Source organism: Streptomyces sp. NPDC091292 (assembly GCF_044757265.1).
Classification (GTDB): Bacteria; Actinomycetota; Actinomycetes; order Streptomycetales; family Streptomycetaceae; genus Streptomyces.
The window spans coordinates 50,098-63,942 of the sequence record NZ_JBIVUQ010000015.1 but is presented as its reverse complement, the minus strand read 5'-3'; the positions used below and the strand labels follow the sequence as shown (position 1 = coordinate 63,942).

At 69.8% G+C, this 13,845-nt stretch carries 15 protein-coding genes; 8 read left to right on the top strand and 7 right to left on the bottom strand.

Annotated features, from left to right (window positions below):
- The first annotated feature begins 165 nt into the window (after window positions 1–165).
- The 6 genes from ACIQNU_RS31625 to tgmC all read left to right on the top strand — a co-directional run bounded on the left by ACIQNU_RS31625 (window position 166) and on the right by tgmC (window position 4,477).
- On the top strand, window positions 166–1,035 hold the full coding sequence (locus ACIQNU_RS31625; RefSeq protein ID WP_401372961.1) for a helix-turn-helix domain-containing protein: 870 nt from the start codon (window positions 166–168) through the stop codon (window positions 1,033–1,035).
- A complete protein-coding gene (locus tag ACIQNU_RS31620) occupies window positions 1,035–1,247 on the top strand; it encodes a DUF397 domain-containing protein (protein WP_401372959.1) in 213 nt (70 codons plus the stop codon). The genes ACIQNU_RS31625 and ACIQNU_RS31620 overlap by 1 nt, the downstream gene beginning before the upstream one ends.
- Window positions 1,248–1,394: 147 nt before the next feature.
- Window positions 1,395–1,949, top strand: a complete 555-nt coding sequence (locus ACIQNU_RS31615) for a GNAT family N-acetyltransferase (protein ID WP_401372957.1) — start codon at window positions 1,395–1,397, stop codon at window positions 1,947–1,949.
- 185 nt (window positions 1,950–2,134) lie between these two features.
- The gene (tgmA, locus tag ACIQNU_RS31610; RefSeq protein WP_401372955.1) at window positions 2,135–2,383 is read left to right on the top strand and encodes a putative ATP-grasp-modified RiPP; all 249 of its coding nucleotides are present in this window, start codon (window positions 2,135–2,137) and stop codon (window positions 2,381–2,383) included.
- Window positions 2,380–3,351: an ATP-grasp ribosomal peptide maturase gene (gene tgmB, locus ACIQNU_RS31605; RefSeq protein WP_401372953.1), complete on the top strand. Its 972-nt coding sequence runs from the start codon at window positions 2,380–2,382 to the stop codon at window positions 3,349–3,351. The genes tgmA and tgmB overlap by 4 nt, the downstream gene beginning before the upstream one ends.
- The gene (gene tgmC, locus ACIQNU_RS31600; protein ID WP_401372952.1) at window positions 3,341–4,477 is read left to right on the top strand and encodes an ATP-grasp peptide maturase system methyltransferase; all 1,137 of its coding nucleotides are present in this window, start codon (window positions 3,341–3,343) and stop codon (window positions 4,475–4,477) included. The genes tgmB and tgmC overlap by 11 nt, the downstream gene beginning before the upstream one ends.
- 25 nt (window positions 4,478–4,502) lie before the next feature.
- Here the strand turns inward: tgmC and ACIQNU_RS31595 are convergent, their stop codons facing one another.
- The gene (locus tag ACIQNU_RS31595; protein WP_401372950.1) at window positions 4,503–5,321 is read right to left on the bottom strand and encodes a trans-aconitate 2-methyltransferase; all 819 of its coding nucleotides are present in this window, start codon (window positions 5,319–5,321) and stop codon (window positions 4,503–4,505) included.
- A 108-nt stretch (window positions 5,322–5,429) separates the two neighbouring features.
- Between ACIQNU_RS31595 and ACIQNU_RS31590 the strand changes: the two genes are divergently transcribed.
- Window positions 5,430–5,927 carry a MarR family winged helix-turn-helix transcriptional regulator gene (locus ACIQNU_RS31590; RefSeq protein WP_401372948.1) on the top strand — a complete coding sequence of 166 codons (498 nt, stop codon included), beginning with the start codon at window positions 5,430–5,432 and terminating at the stop codon, window positions 5,925–5,927.
- A 48-nt stretch (window positions 5,928–5,975) separates the two neighbouring features.
- Here ACIQNU_RS31590 and ACIQNU_RS31585 read toward each other — a convergent pair whose 3' ends face one another.
- On the bottom strand, window positions 5,976–6,731 hold the full coding sequence (locus ACIQNU_RS31585) for a LuxR C-terminal-related transcriptional regulator (protein ID WP_401372947.1): 756 nt from the start codon (window positions 6,729–6,731) through the stop codon (window positions 5,976–5,978).
- Between the two features lie 273 nt (window positions 6,732–7,004).
- On the opposite strand from ACIQNU_RS31585, the gene ACIQNU_RS31580 reads away from it, so the two are divergent.
- On the top strand, window positions 7,005–7,448 hold the full coding sequence (locus tag ACIQNU_RS31580; protein WP_401372945.1) for a GNAT family N-acetyltransferase: 444 nt from the start codon (window positions 7,005–7,007) through the stop codon (window positions 7,446–7,448).
- On the opposite strand, the gene galK is transcribed toward ACIQNU_RS31580, so the two are convergent.
- The 5 genes from galK to ACIQNU_RS31555 form a co-directional block, all read right to left on the bottom strand.
- Window positions 7,432–8,598, bottom strand: a complete 1,167-nt coding sequence (gene galK / locus ACIQNU_RS31575) for a galactokinase (RefSeq protein WP_401373146.1) — start codon at window positions 8,596–8,598, stop codon at window positions 7,432–7,434. The two genes, ACIQNU_RS31580 and galK, sit on opposite strands and share 17 nt — an antisense overlap.
- Window positions 8,599–8,675: 77 nt before the next feature.
- The gene (galE, locus tag ACIQNU_RS31570; RefSeq protein ID WP_401372943.1) at window positions 8,676–9,647 is read right to left on the bottom strand and encodes a UDP-glucose 4-epimerase GalE; all 972 of its coding nucleotides are present in this window, start codon (window positions 9,645–9,647) and stop codon (window positions 8,676–8,678) included.
- Window positions 9,644–10,708: a galactose-1-phosphate uridylyltransferase gene (gene galT, locus ACIQNU_RS31565; protein ID WP_401372941.1), complete on the bottom strand. Its 1,065-nt coding sequence runs from the start codon at window positions 10,706–10,708 to the stop codon at window positions 9,644–9,646. The genes galE and galT overlap by 4 nt, the downstream gene beginning before the upstream one ends.
- 204 nt (window positions 10,709–10,912) lie before the next feature.
- Window positions 10,913–11,602, bottom strand: coding sequence for a LuxR C-terminal-related transcriptional regulator (locus ACIQNU_RS31560; RefSeq protein WP_401372939.1), 690 nt, complete (start codon window positions 11,600–11,602; stop codon window positions 10,913–10,915).
- A 277-nt stretch (window positions 11,603–11,879) separates the two neighbouring features.
- Window positions 11,880–13,835, bottom strand: a complete 1,956-nt coding sequence (locus ACIQNU_RS31555; protein ID WP_401372937.1) for a PQQ-binding-like beta-propeller repeat protein — start codon at window positions 13,833–13,835, stop codon at window positions 11,880–11,882.
- Between the last annotated feature and the right edge of the window lie 10 nt (window positions 13,836–13,845).

Here is a 13,845-nt window from a genome sequence, read left to right as displayed (position 1 = left end):
AGCGACCGCACGTCACTGAGTGACCGTGAGATGACTGCACGTCACCTCACGGGCATTAGCATGCTCTCATCGAGCGTCATCGCGCAATATCGAGCATCAGATTCTCGAAAAGATGGAACAGTTGTTTTATCGCCAACGCTCCCTACGACTGAGAGACTGCTCCCCATGACCCAAAAGAAGCTCCCTCCGCCTGTCATGAGGCGGCGGGTTGGTAGCGTGCTGCGCGAATCCCGTGAACGCGCCGGCCTGGCACCCGGCGCAGCCGCCAAGCGACTCGACTGGGACTCCACGCGGCAAGGGCGCATCGAGCGCGGCATCTACAGAGTTGGCGCCGACGACATCCGCAAGATGCTGGAGACATATGGCATCCACGACGACGAGGAGGCGGTCCGCGAGATGGCCGCTGCCTCCAACGAGGCACCGGGCGCCGGCTGGTGGGCCGCGTACATGGGTCAAATCTCGTACGCCCTACTCGACTTCATCATCCTGGAGTCGAAGTCGAGGAAGATCCAAGTTCAGCACCCTTCGATCATCCCCGGCCTGCTTCAAGCGCCTGGATACGTCAGGGAGATCTTCAACAGCCCGCTCCACCCCGACAACCGAGGCCGGTCAGACATGCTGAGCGCCATCCGCATGGCACGTCAGGAAGTCCTTCATCGCCCCGGAAACGCAGTCCACCTTCACGCACTGATCTCCGAGGCCGCACTCCTGCACCGCTTCCCCAGTGCTCCCGGGGTAATGAAAGAGCAGCTACGCAAGCTGGCCTACGACGCCGAGCAACCCAACATCACCATCCAGATCGTCCCGGCAGATGTCCCCGCCTACGCGGCAGCGAACCAAGCCATGACCATCATGAGCTTCCGCCACCCCTGGCCCGCGACCGTCTCCATCGACAACTCCTTGGGCGGCAACCTCTTGGACGACCCAACCGAAGTAAGCGACCTTTCCGTCATGTTCGAGAAGATCGCCGAGCTGGCACTCCCCGCAGACAAGTCGCGCGATCGCATCAATGCTCATCTTGAGGAGAAGTTCTGATGACCGGTTACAGCGACACCGACACGAAGACTGGCCTGACCTGGCGAAAGTCGTCCTACAGCGGCGGAGAGCAAGGGCAGTGCGTGGAGATCGCCGAGTCGGCCGGCGCAGTACATGTGCGGGACTCCAAGACCCCCGACGGCTCCGTACTGGCCTTCGCCCCTGCCGAGTTCGCCGCCTTCGCTCGGTTCGCGTCAGATTTCGAGGTCTAACCCGTACGACGCGCCGACCGAAAAGGGCTCGCCTCCCTCCACGACCAGTGCGGGGGGGCGAGCCTTCTCGGAACGCCGCGAGGCGCGCACCGGTCAACTGCCAACTCACGGAGCCGCTGTCGGGGTTGGACGAGTAGGGTGCGCCGCGTGTACCCGATCACGCGCTCCAGCCGCCGTCTCGTACTCCGTGAACTGAGCCTCAACGACGTGGACCCCGTGTACGCGATCTACAGCAGCCCCGAGGCGACGCGACACCTCTCGTTCGAACCTCGCGGCAAGGCCGAGGTGGAGGACATGGCGGCTCGGGTCATCGCATCCGCCCAGGCCACGCCGCGCAGCGAATACTCGCTCGCCGTGGTCGAGATGAGTACGGGCGAGACGATGGGGGTCGCCCGGCTGGCCATCGACCCGCACCAGCAGCGTGCCGCGACCATCGGCTTCGCACTGCGCCCCGCGTCCTGGGGCGTGGGCTACGGCCTGGAAACCGTACGGCTCCTCTGCGGACTGGCCTTCGAGGACCTGAACCTCCACCGGGTGTGGGGCGCCCGATCCCCGGAGAACACGGCCTCCGACCGCACCATGACCGCTGCCGGCATGGTCCGTGAGGGCGTCATCCGCGAACACATCCAGAAGAACGGCGCGTGGCGGGACTCCGTGGTGCACGCGATCCTCGACCGGGAGTGGTCTTCCGGCGAACACTGAGCGCATCCGGCGTCTCTGTCACCCCCGCAGCGACCCGCACTGGTTGAGAGATGCACCGAGCCTCGGTCGATTGAGGTCGGGACCGGCATACGCCGCCAGGCGTAATCGACCGAATGCCGTCTACCGAAGTATTTGAGCAGGGCGACACACTGTGCGCCAAAAATCAGAAGCGACAGGAGCCTGACGTGAGCGAGACAGCGGCGCCTTGGGGTGTCACCCGCATGAGGCCCTACCCCGAAGCAGTCGTCCTTCCAGCGGCGAAGGTTGTCCTGGACCCCGCGACGCAGACCGGCCGATGGGTCGGCTCGGACGGTCTGAACGTGCCCCTCGCAGGTAGGCACAAGAGGTCCGAGACGAACAAAGAGACGAAGCCCACGACGAGTCTGGACGGCAATACGGATGAAGGTAGCGACCAGGATGGCGACACCGATTGACGCCGGCCGCCCCCGTTCTCGTCGTCTCACAGGTCGATGACGTAACCGCCGATTCCGTCATCGAGGAACTGAACCGCCGACAGGTCCCGGTCGTTCGCCTGGACCCGGGCGACTTCCCCACAGGCATCACCGTCGCGGCACGTCTGGATGAGAACGGGATACAGGGGAGCGCCACGACTCCATCCCGCGCGATCGACCTCAGCGGGGTTCGTTCCGTGTACTGGCGCAGGCCGCGCCCCTACACAGCTCCACCCGGGCTGGGAGACCAGGACGCCCACTGGTGCCGGGAAGAGGCCCGCTACGGACTCGGCGGCATCCTCGCCTCCCTCCCCGGCGCGCACTACGTCAACCACCCCTGGCGGAACCGGAACGCCGAGTACAAGCCCGCCCAACTCGCCACCGCGGCACGCTGCGGCTTCGACATCCCGCCGACCCTCCTAACGAACGACGAGACCGCCGCGCGCGAGTTCGTCCGCCACCACGACCCCGTCGTCTACAAGCCGCTGCGCAGCACGGACTACCTGAATGCCGAAGGCCAGGCGCTGACGGTATGGGTCGAAGAAGTCGATCCCGCCGACCTGACCGCAGGCGTCACCCAGACCATGCACCTGTTCCAAAAGCGGGTGCGATCCGTCGCCGATCTACGGGTGACGGCTGTGGGCGACGAGATGTTCACGGTACGGATCGAAGGCTCCCCGGGCCTGGACTGGCGACGCCACTACGACGCCCTGGACTACACGCTCATCGACACACCCCCGCGCCTGGCCAAGACCATCCGCGACTACCTCAAAGCCTTCGGACTCGTCTTCGGAGCCTTCGACTTCGGCATGGACGGTGACGACCGGATCTGGCTGTACGAGTGCAACCCGAACGGGCAGTTCGCCTGGTTCCCCGAACCGATCACCGGCAGGATCGTCACCGCCGTCGCCGACCAGCTCCAGCACGCAGGAGAGCACCGTGCCCGCTGACCCCACCGCGCTCCGCCAAGCCCTGGCCGAGGAGATCGCCACCGCCAACCCCACACTCGACCCCGCCTGGCACGACGCCGTCGCAGCCGTCCCGCGTGAACTGTTCGTCGGCGATGCCGTCTTCCGACTCACCGGGGGCGTGTGGGAGCCCGTACGCCGGGCCGAGGTCGGGCAGGACGAATGGCTGCGGATGGTCTACTCGGACCAGACCTGGGTCACCCAGATCGACGGGCGGGACGCCGCCGACGCCACCGGCCCCGTCTCCGGCAGCCCCACCTCCTCCGCCACCCTCCCCTCCCTCGTCGTGCGCACCGCCCAGGTCGCCCAACTCCAGCCAGGCCAGAAGGTACTTGAGGTGGGTACCGGTACGGGCTACTCCACCGCCGTACTGTGCCACCGGCTCGGAGCCGGCAACGTCGTCAGCATCGAGTACGACCCCGGCGTCGCGGCGCGCGCCGCCGTGCACCTCCACGACGCCGGACACACGCCGACGCTCGCCGTCGGAGACGGCCTCCAGGGCTGCACGGAGCACGCCGGCTACGACGCGATCATCGCCACCTGCTCCGTACGGTCCATCCCGCCCTCATGGTTCTGGCAACTGAACGACGGCGGATCGATCACCACCACCATCAGCGGCTGGATGCTCGCCGCCGGACTGATCCGCCTGGTCCTCGATGATGAGGGAACCGCCCACGGTCGCTTCACGGACGACACCATCACCTACATGCTGGCCCGTCCCCACGAACGGCCCCCGTCCTCCAGGGTCTTCCGACTCGACGGAGACACCCGCAGCACGCGCCAGGCCCCCGGCCTCCTGAAGGAGTGGGCGGGAAAGTTCGTCGCCCAACTCGCCGCTCCCTCAGCCGAGTTCATGACCATTGAGTCCGGCATCGTCCTCCGCGACGTAGCCACCGGCTCACAGGCATGGACCGAATCCGACGGCGAGGGGGCGACGGTGCACCAACACGGGCCGCTCCGCCTCTGGGACCAGGTCGAAGACGCCCTCGCCGCCTGGCAGAAGGCAGGAGCACCCGACCTCACCGAGTTCGGAATGACCGCCACCCCCTACGAACAGACCGTATGGATCGGCTCCCCGACGGGACCGAACTGGCGGCTTCCCATCTGAAGCCGGGGACGGACCCACCTGACGGTCAGGGCTTGCGGGCCACCGCGAAAAGGCGCCGGAAAGGGAACACCGTTCCGCGGGGTCCCCTCGGGTACACATCCCGCAACCGCCCCGCGTACTCCCTCACAAAGGCCTCCCGGGCGTCCTCGTCCTCGGACAGCGCCGTCAGAACCGGGCGCAAGCCCGTCCCCTTCACCCAGTCCAGTACCGGATCCTCCCCCTCCAGCAGGTGCAGATACGTCGTCTCCCAGACGTCCGTCTCGCAGCCGAGGGCCACCAGCCGGTCCAGATAGGCGGCCGGTGCCAGTACCGCGTCTCCGTGGCGTAGGACGCCGCCCAGCCGCTCCCGCCAGCCCTCGGACTCCGCCAGTTCCCGCATCAGGACGTGGCTGGGGGCCGCGAAGTTCCCCGGTACCTGGAAGGCGAAGGTTCCGCCGGGTGCGAGCCCTGCGACCCAGCGGGCGAAGGCGTCGGCGTGGTCCGGTACCCACTGGAGCGTGGCATTGCTGATGATCAGGTCGTACGGCTCGTCCGCCGCCGGCGTCCACTCGGCCACGTCGCCGTGGGCGAAGTCCAGGTATCCCCCGCCCGGTGTCGGGCCCGCGAGGCCCCGGGCCCGGTCCAGCATCTCGTGCGACGTGTCGAAGCCCGTGATGTCGGCGTCCGGCCAGCGGTCGGCCAGGAGGCGCGTGACCGTTCCGGGGCCGCATCCGAGGTCGGCGATCCGAGGGCCGGAGGGCAGCTCCGGTACGCGGGCGAGCAGGTCCACGAAGGGGCGGGCACGGTGTCCCGCGTGCCGCAGATACTGGTGCGGATCCCAGACGGGTGAGGGTGGGGTGGGCATGGTGGAACCTCCTACTTCCCAGAGTGGGCCGTCGCGGCGCCATCCTCACCCCCATATTATCTTGACGTCAAGAGACTTCATGTCGACAGACCAACTACACTGATCGGCATGGAGGACGAGGTCGATCGGCTGGTCGCAGCGTGGCGCCGGGAGCGCCCGGACCTCGACGTGGAACCGCTCGAAGTGCTCAGCCGGGTCAGCAGGCTCGCCCGGCACCTCGACCGCGCCCGTCGTCTCGCGTTCTCGGAGCATCAGCTTGAGCCTTGGGAGTTCGACGTACTCACCTCTCTGCGCCGCGCGGGCGCCCCGTACCAGCTCTCCCCGGGGCAGTTGCTGACGCAGACGCTGGTGACCTCCGGCACGATGACCAACCGGATCGACCGGCTCACGAAGAAGGGCCTGGTGGAGCGGTTGCCGGACCCCAGCGACCGGCGCGGCGTGCTCGTCCGGCTCACGCCCGAGGGGCAGGACCGCGCCGATCAGGCGCTGTCGGGGCTGCTCGACCAGGAGCGGGCCATCCTCGCCGAGCTGTCGAAGGGGCAGCGCGGCGAACTGGCCGCGCTGCTACGCCAGTTGACCGCGCCGTTCGACAACATCCCGGGCTGAGACCCCTGCCCCGCACCGCTCACCGGCAACCGATGACGCCCCCGCGACTCACGACGCGGCCTCCAAGTCAGCCGGGCCCACCCCGGCCCGCCGGGCCAGTGCGACCGCCGCGAGCGTGGAGTGCACGCCGAGCTTCCCGAGCACGTTCTGCATATGGGTCCGCACGGTGTGCGGGGACAGATACAGCCGCTCGGCGACCGCCTTGCGGCCCAGCCCCGCGACCATGCACCGCAGCACCTCCCGCTCACGCGGAGTCAGCGACTCCACCAGGCGTTCGGACTCCGTACGGTGTTTTCGGGCCGCCGTCAGCTCCCGCAGCACGCCCGTCAGCAGCGCCGGCGGCAGATGCGTCTCCTCACGCAGCACCCCCCGGACCACCGTGAGCAGCCGGGACAGCGAGCAGTCCTTGGCGACCCAGCCGTTCGCGCCCGCCTGAAGGGCGAGGGCCGCGCGGCGCGGATCGTCCCGCTCGGCGAGCACCACGCTGCGTACGGCGGGCTGGCCCTGGCGGACCCCCGCGACGAGCGAGATGCCGTCGACCAGACCGTCCGCCGCGCTGTCGGCGACGGCGACCGCCGGACGCCGACCGTTGACCACGCCGACGGCGGCGGCCCCCAGATCGGCGTCCACGAGCAGCACGTCGAATCTGCGGCCCTCGGCCGCCGCCCGCTCAAGGCAGCGCAGCGCCGCCGGGCCGCTGCCCGCCGCGGACACGTCCACGTCGGGCTCCGCGGCGAGCGCCGCGGCAAGGGACTCGGCGAAGATGCGATGGTCGTCTACGACCAGAACTCGGATGCGAACCATGTGATTACCCCCCACTGGCCGGGGGGCGACCGGAACGGGTACGGCGCCCGGAGTGAAGCCCGGACCCCTGAAGGGCCCGGGAACGGGTCGCCGCAGCCGCACGGCCGCCGCCGTGCTGGGACTGCTACCCCCACTCCGGGCGTCGTACCCGACTGTCTCGCCCCCTGATCAACACCGGCCCCCACCGGTGCATGACCCTCAGAGTACGGGCGGGGGCCGGGAGCGGAAGGTGATTTGCAGAACTGATTGGCCTGGGCGTTTAGGGTGAGCCGTATGTTTCGTATCGAGACAGAAGTCGACAAACAACGGGTTGATCTTCTGCGCTCCCGGCTCGGGGAGACGAATGCGGAGGAGTCGGCCGCGATCCGTGTCCTGCGGGGCACCCCGGCCGAGCGTGAACTGCCGCTCCAGGCGTGGGCGTTGGACCAGGACGGCGCGCTGATCGGTGGCTGCGACGCGCACACCTGGGCGCGCTGGCTGCATGTGAATCTGCTCTGGGTCGACGCGCGGTACCGGGGGACGGGCCTGGGGACGCGGCTGCTCGCGGATGTGGAGCGCAGGGCGCGCGACGAGGGGGACTGTGTGAGCGCGCGGGTGTCGACGTGGGACTTCCAGGCGCCCGGTTTCTATCGGTCGCTCGGCTATGAAGCGGTGGCCGTGATCCCCGACTATCCGCCGGGGGTCACGGAGTTCACGCTGGTCAAACGGCTGGGCTGAGCCTGCGGGCGCCTTCCGACGGGACCGCGGGGAAGATCCGGGGCGCGGTGAAACCGGCCGCTTCGAAGGCGTCGAGGACCGACTTGGTGACCGCGTCCGCGTCGCCCGACTCGACCAGGACGACCGCCGAACCGCCGAAGCCGCCGCCCGTCATCCGCGCACCCAGCGCGCCCGCCGCGTTGGCGGTGGCCACGACGAGGTCCAACTCCGGGCAGGAGATCCGCAGATCATCGCGGAGCGAGGCGTGGCCCTCGGTGAGGACCGGGCCGATCGCCCGGATGTCACCGGCGTCCAGGAGCGCGATGGTCCGCTCCACCCGGTGGTCGTCGGAGACGACATGGCGGACATAGCGGCGGATACGGTCGTCCTCCAGGCGCGTTAGGGCGTCGGGGAGGCGCGCGTACGCGATGTCCCGCAGGTGCGAGACCCCGAGCTGCCGTGCGCCCTCCTCGCACCCCGCGCGCCGCTCGGCGTACGCCCCGTCGCCGAGCGCGTGCTTCACCCGGCTGTCCACGACGAGCAGCCGCAGCCCCTGCGCTTCGAGGTCGAAGGGGACCTGACGGGTGGACAGGTCGCGGCAGTCGAGGTGCAGGGCGTGTCCGCCGGTGCAGCACGCGGACGCCATCTGGTCCATGACCCCGCAGGGCACGCCGACGAAGTCGTTCTCGGCGCGCTGCGCGAGGACCGCCAGCTCGGCGGGGGTGAGGCCGAGCGCGAACAGGTCGTTCAGGGCGAACGCGGTGACGACCTCCAGGGCCGCCGACGAGGACAGTCCCGCGCCGGTCGGCACGGTCGACGCGAGGTGGATGTCGGCGCCGGTGACCGCCGTGTGCCCGGCATCGCGCAGCGCCCACACGACACCCGCCGGGTACGCGGCCCAGCCCCCGTCGGACAGCGGCGCCAGGGTGTCCACGGCGAGTTCGGCGACGGGGGCCTCGATGTCCGCCGAGTGCAGGCGCAGTACGCCGTCCGTGCGCCGGGCCACCGCGGCGAGCGCGGTGTGCGGCAGCGCGAGCGGCATCACGAACCCCTCGTTGAAGTCCGTGTACTCGCCGATCAGATTGACCCGTCCCGGCGCCGCCCACACACCGTCGGGCGCCTTCCCGTACAGCTCCTGAAAGCCCCGGACCACGGCCTCGGCACGCTCCACGGACCCCACGGCCTCGGCGGACCCCACAGACTCGGCGGACTCGGCAGATGTCACTTCTACCCCCTGCTGCTTCCTGCTTACTTCCGCCGGGCGAACGCCCAGGCGTCGGCGACGATCCCGGCGAGGTCCGCGCGGGTCGGGTTCCAGCCCAGTCGGGCGCGGGCGGTGTCGGCGGAGGCAACGAGGACCGCCGGGTCCCCGGCGCGGCGCTCCGCGGCGACCTCCGGGACCGGGTGCCCGGTGACCTCGCGGACCGTCTCGATGACCTCGCGGACCGAGAAGCCGTTGCCGTTGCCCAGGTTGCAGATCAGATGCTCGCCGGGCGTGGCGGCGGCCAGGGCGAGCAGATGCGCGTCGGCGAGGTCGGCGACGTGGATGTAGTCGCGTACGCAGGTGCCGTCGGGCGTCGGGTAGTCGTCGCCGAAGACGGAGATGGCGTCGCGGCTGCCCTGGGCGACCTGGAGGACGAGCGGGATGAGGTGCGACTCGGGGTCGTGGCGCTCGCCGTACGCGGCCCCTTCGGGCGTGAGGTGGGCGCCGGCGACGTTGAAGTACCGCAGGGACACCGCGCCGAGTCCGTGGGCCGCGGCCTCGCCGGTGATCATGTGGTCGACGGCGAGTTTCGATGCGCCGTAGGGGCTGGTGGGGGCGGTCGGGTCGGTCTCCCTGATGGGGGAGCCCGCGGGCTCGCCGTAGGTCGCGGCGGTGGAGGAGAAGACCAGGGTGCGGACGTTCGCCTCGCGCATCGCGGTGAGCAGGGCCATGGAGCCGCCGACGTTGTTGTCCCAGTACTTCTCGGGCCGGACGACGGACTCGCCGACCTGCGAGCAGGCGGCGAAGTGGAGGACGGCGTCGTAGGACGGGTCCAGCCATTTGGCGGCGTCCTGGACGCGGCCCTCGATGAACTCGGCGCCCGCCGGGACGCCCTCGCGGAAGCCCGTGGAGAGGTCGTCGAGGACCGTCACCGTGTGTCCGGCCGCCAGGAGATGGGCCGCGACGACGCTGCCGACATATCCGGCGCCCCCGGTGACCAGGTACTTCCCGCTCATGTACTCGCTACCTCTCGCAGTCGCTGGGCCGCGGCCTCCGGTGGCACGTCGTTGATGAACACGCTCATGCCGGACTCGGAGCCCGCGAGGAACTTCAGCTTGCCGGAACTGCGGCGGATGGTGAAAAGCTCAAGGTGCAGGGCGAACTCACCTCTCTCCTCGCCCTTCTCCGCACCCCGCTCCCCCGTGAACGGCGCCTGATGCCAGGCGGCGATGTACGGGGTCCTGGGGGCACCGTCCCCGAAGATCCGGTCGAAGCGCCTCAAGAGTTCCAGATAGACCTGGGGGAACTCTGTGCGCGCCGCCCCGTCCAGGGCGAGCAGATCGGGCACCCGGCGCCTCGGGTAGAGGTGCACCTCGTAGGGCCAGTGCGCCGCGTACGGGACGAAGGCGACCCAGTGTTCGCCCTCCAGGACGACCCGCGAGCCGTCTGCCAGCTCATCCGCGAGGACGTCGTCGAACAGATTGCGGCCCGTGCGGGCTCGGTGGGCGCCGGCGGAACGGAGCATGAGCGCGGTGCGCGGGGTGGTGAAGGGGTAGCCGTAGATCTGCCCGTGTGGGTGACCCAGTGTCACGCCGATCTCCACGCCACGGTTCTCGAAGCAGAACACCTGCTCGACGGAGGGGAGGTGGGACAGCTCGGCGGTGCGGTCGGTCCAGGCGTCGAGGACGAGGGCGGCCTGTTCTTCGGTGAGGTCGGCGAAGGACGCGTCGTGGTCGGAGGTGAAGCAGACGACCTCGCAGCGCCCCGAATCGCCGGCGAGGGAAGGGAAGCGGTTCTCGAAGACGACCACGTCGTAGGCGGAGTCGGGGATCTCGCTGAGCCGGTCGCCCCGGGTGGGGCAGAGGGGGCACTCGTCGGCGGGCGGGTGGTAGGTGCGTTCCTGGCGGTGCGAGGCGATGGCGACCGCGTCGCCGAGCAGCCGGTCGTGGCGGATCTCGGAGTGGGTGGCGACGGGGCCGAGGGGGCGCCGGTCGACGGCGTCGCGCACCGTGTCGTCGCGGCGGTCGTAGTAGACGAGTTCACGACCGTCGGCCAGCCGGGTCGAGGTCTTCTTCACGCAGGGCTCCTCATCACACCCACCCACCATCCATCCAACAGAATCGAACATAACAAATCACAAGACAACAGTTCCGTCAATGCCCGAGCGGGCCGCGTGGACGCACCGCACGGCCTAGAACCTGGGAGCGATAACATACGCGGACAAATCGGCCCGCCCGATCACAATCAAACAGAGAACATCAACAGAACAGAAGTGTTCGGGCTACAGACCGGCCGGGGGCAGTTGCGCCGGGGCCGCCCGGTCCAGGAGCCCCGTACGGGCAGCCAGCGCCGCCGCCTCCAGGCGGGACCCCACGCCCAGCTTCATCAGCACCCGCTGCACATGCGTCCGCGCCGTCGACGGGGCGATGCCCATACCGGCCGCGATCAGCCGGGTGTCCTCGCCGTCCGCGACCCTGACCAGGACCTCGACCTCGCGCGGCGTCAGCATCTGGAGCAGCCGCTGCCCCTCGTCGTCGGGCTGCGCGGCCGGGTTCAGCAGCTCCCCGAAGGCCCCTTGCAGCAGCCCAGGCGCCACCGCCGCCTCACCGGCGCGAGCCTTCACGATGGCGCGCTCGACACCCTCGATGCGCTCGTCGTGCCGTACGTAACCGGAGGCGCCGGCCGCGAACGCCGCCGCGATCCCGCGCGGGGACGGCACCGGACCCAGGACGACGACCGCGACCTGCGGCCGTTCCCGTTTGATCTTCACCACTGGGTCGAACGTGCCCGGTTCGGCGGGCACCGCCGTGCCCAGGAGGCACACCTCGGGGGCCCGCGTGATCACCAGATCCGCGGCCCCTGCGGACGGCGCCGCCGCCGCGAGCACCCGGTGCCCGCGCAGCTTCAGTGCCGAGGCGAGCGCCTCGGCGAGCAGACGGTGATCGTCGACCACCATCAACCGCACTCCCATGGAGCAACCCCCCGGCTTCGCGCCCGAATCCCCCGCCGATGTGGGGCCCCCCGCCCCTCGTGAACCGGAAGCTACACGCTTGTTCGACATCGCGCTTCCCTTACCGCCGAGAAGCCCACCGTAATGCCGAAATCCCCGTCCTTTGCGGCTCATGGCAGGTATGCCCCGCCGATCGGCGAGGAACGCCACGAACGCCCGGTGCCCCTGCCGTCCGTGCGCGGGGCGCGGCGGGCAGGGGCACCAGTGTGACGGCAGGAAGCCGTTACCGGGGACCGCGCTACTGGGTTCCGTAGGCGATCGCGAGATAGCGCTCGCGGTCCGACGAGGACGACGACGCCTGGGCGTAGACGGCGCTCATGAACAGCCGGCCGTCACCGTAGAGGATCTCGGCGTACGACGGAAGGAAGCTGCGCTCGACGTCGCGTACCGCCTCCGTCGCCGGGTTCTCCATCAGCTTCGTCTCCTTGAAGCTGTCGCCCGAAATGCTGACGACCTGACCGCCCTTGTCGTAAGGAGGGGACTTGTAGGCGATCACATTGCCGCCGTCCATCCGCAGCGGCGTGAGCGTGTAGCCGTCGCCCGCGTCGGCGCGCTGGCCGGTCAGCTTGCCGGTGGCCAGGTCGAACGCGACGATCTCGTTCGTCTTCTTGAACTCCTCGGAGCCGTCGTGCTCCTCGGTCGGGATGTAGAGACGGTCATTGCCGACGGCGAGCATCGTGCACTGCTCGACCTCGGTCGCCCCGCACCGCGCCGCGTACCGGTCGCCGGGCGCGGACATCTTGGCGCGCAGCTTGCCGGTCTTCCAGTCGATCGAGAAGAAGTCGGAGATGCTGCTGCCGTCACCGGCCGAGTCACCGACATCGGCGGCGACCACGAGCGGCCGAGTCGACACGATGCTCGCGTAGTCGATGCCGGCGGCCAGCTTGTACGTGGACAGCGGCTTGCCGGACGCCGGGTCCAGGGTCTGGATCTCCAGCCGGCGGGCGTCGATGGCACCGCACTTGCGGACCACGGCCAGCGCCTCGCCGCCCGCGTACCCGGCGTCGTAGCAGGTGTCCCCCACCTTCGGGTTCCACAGCAGCTTGCCGTCGGAGATGTTCCATGCAGAACCGCCGCTGGTGCTGCCCGCCGCGACCGTGTTCGCGCCGACCGTGACCTCACTGAAGTTGATCTTCTGGTCGCCGGACTTGCCGTTCTCGGTCCACAGCAGCTCACCCGCGTCGAGGTCGACGCCGGAGACCTCGGTGCAGCCGTTGTACGGCTTCGCCTTGGTGGGCATGGCGGCCTCGTAGATGATCGCCGTCATGTTCTCGGCGGTGGTGTGGCGGGCCGCCGCGCAGACCGGTCCTGGCAGCGGGATCGTCCACGTCTTCTTGCCGGTGTCCCGGTCGTAGCCGACGATCTCGGCGATGCCGCTCTTGGCGTACACCTTGTCGGTGAGCCAGGAGCCCTCGACGGTGATGCTGCTGTTCTTGTCCTTCACCTCGGGCTGCGGGACCTGGAACAGCACCTTCGACGCGGTGTTCGACGGCGCCTTCTCCTTGCCGCCGCCCCCGGTCGAGCCCTTCTCCTTGTCGCCGCTGTCGTCGGAACCGCCCTTGGAGCCGCCCGAGTCCGCCGTGTTCTTGGTGTCGTCCTTGCCGGACGAGGACGCGTACCAGACGCCGCCGCCCACGATCAGGGCGATGACGAGGACCGCCGCGCCGATGATCAGCGTGATCGGGTTGCCCAGCCGTGAACCGCCGCCCGCGCTGGGCGCCGAGGGTGTGGTGGCCGTCGGGTACGTGCCGTAGGGCGAGGGCTGCTGGCCCGGGTAGCCGTAGCCGGGCTGACCACCGGGCTGACCACCGGGATGGCCGGGGTACTGCGGGGGCTGCTGGCCGGGGGCGCCCGGGTATCCGTAACCGGGGGCGGGCTGGCCGTACGGCTGCTGCGCGGGCGGGGTCTGCGGGGGTGCCTGCGGAGGTGCCTGCGGCGGCTGGCCGTACGGCTGCGCGGGCGGTGGGGTCTGTGGGGCCTGCGGGGCCTGCGGGGGCTGGCCCGGGTAGCCGTAACCCGGCTGCTGCGGGGGCTGTTGCGGCTGCTGCGGAGGCTTTCCGAAGTCCTGCGGCGGGCCCTGCGGCGGAGTCTGGGGCGGTGTCTGGGGTGCGCCGAAACCGCCGGGCGGCGGGTCCTGCGGTGCGCCGAAACCGCCGGGCGGCGGCTCGTTGGGCGGCGGGGGCGGCTGCGTCATGACGTCTCTA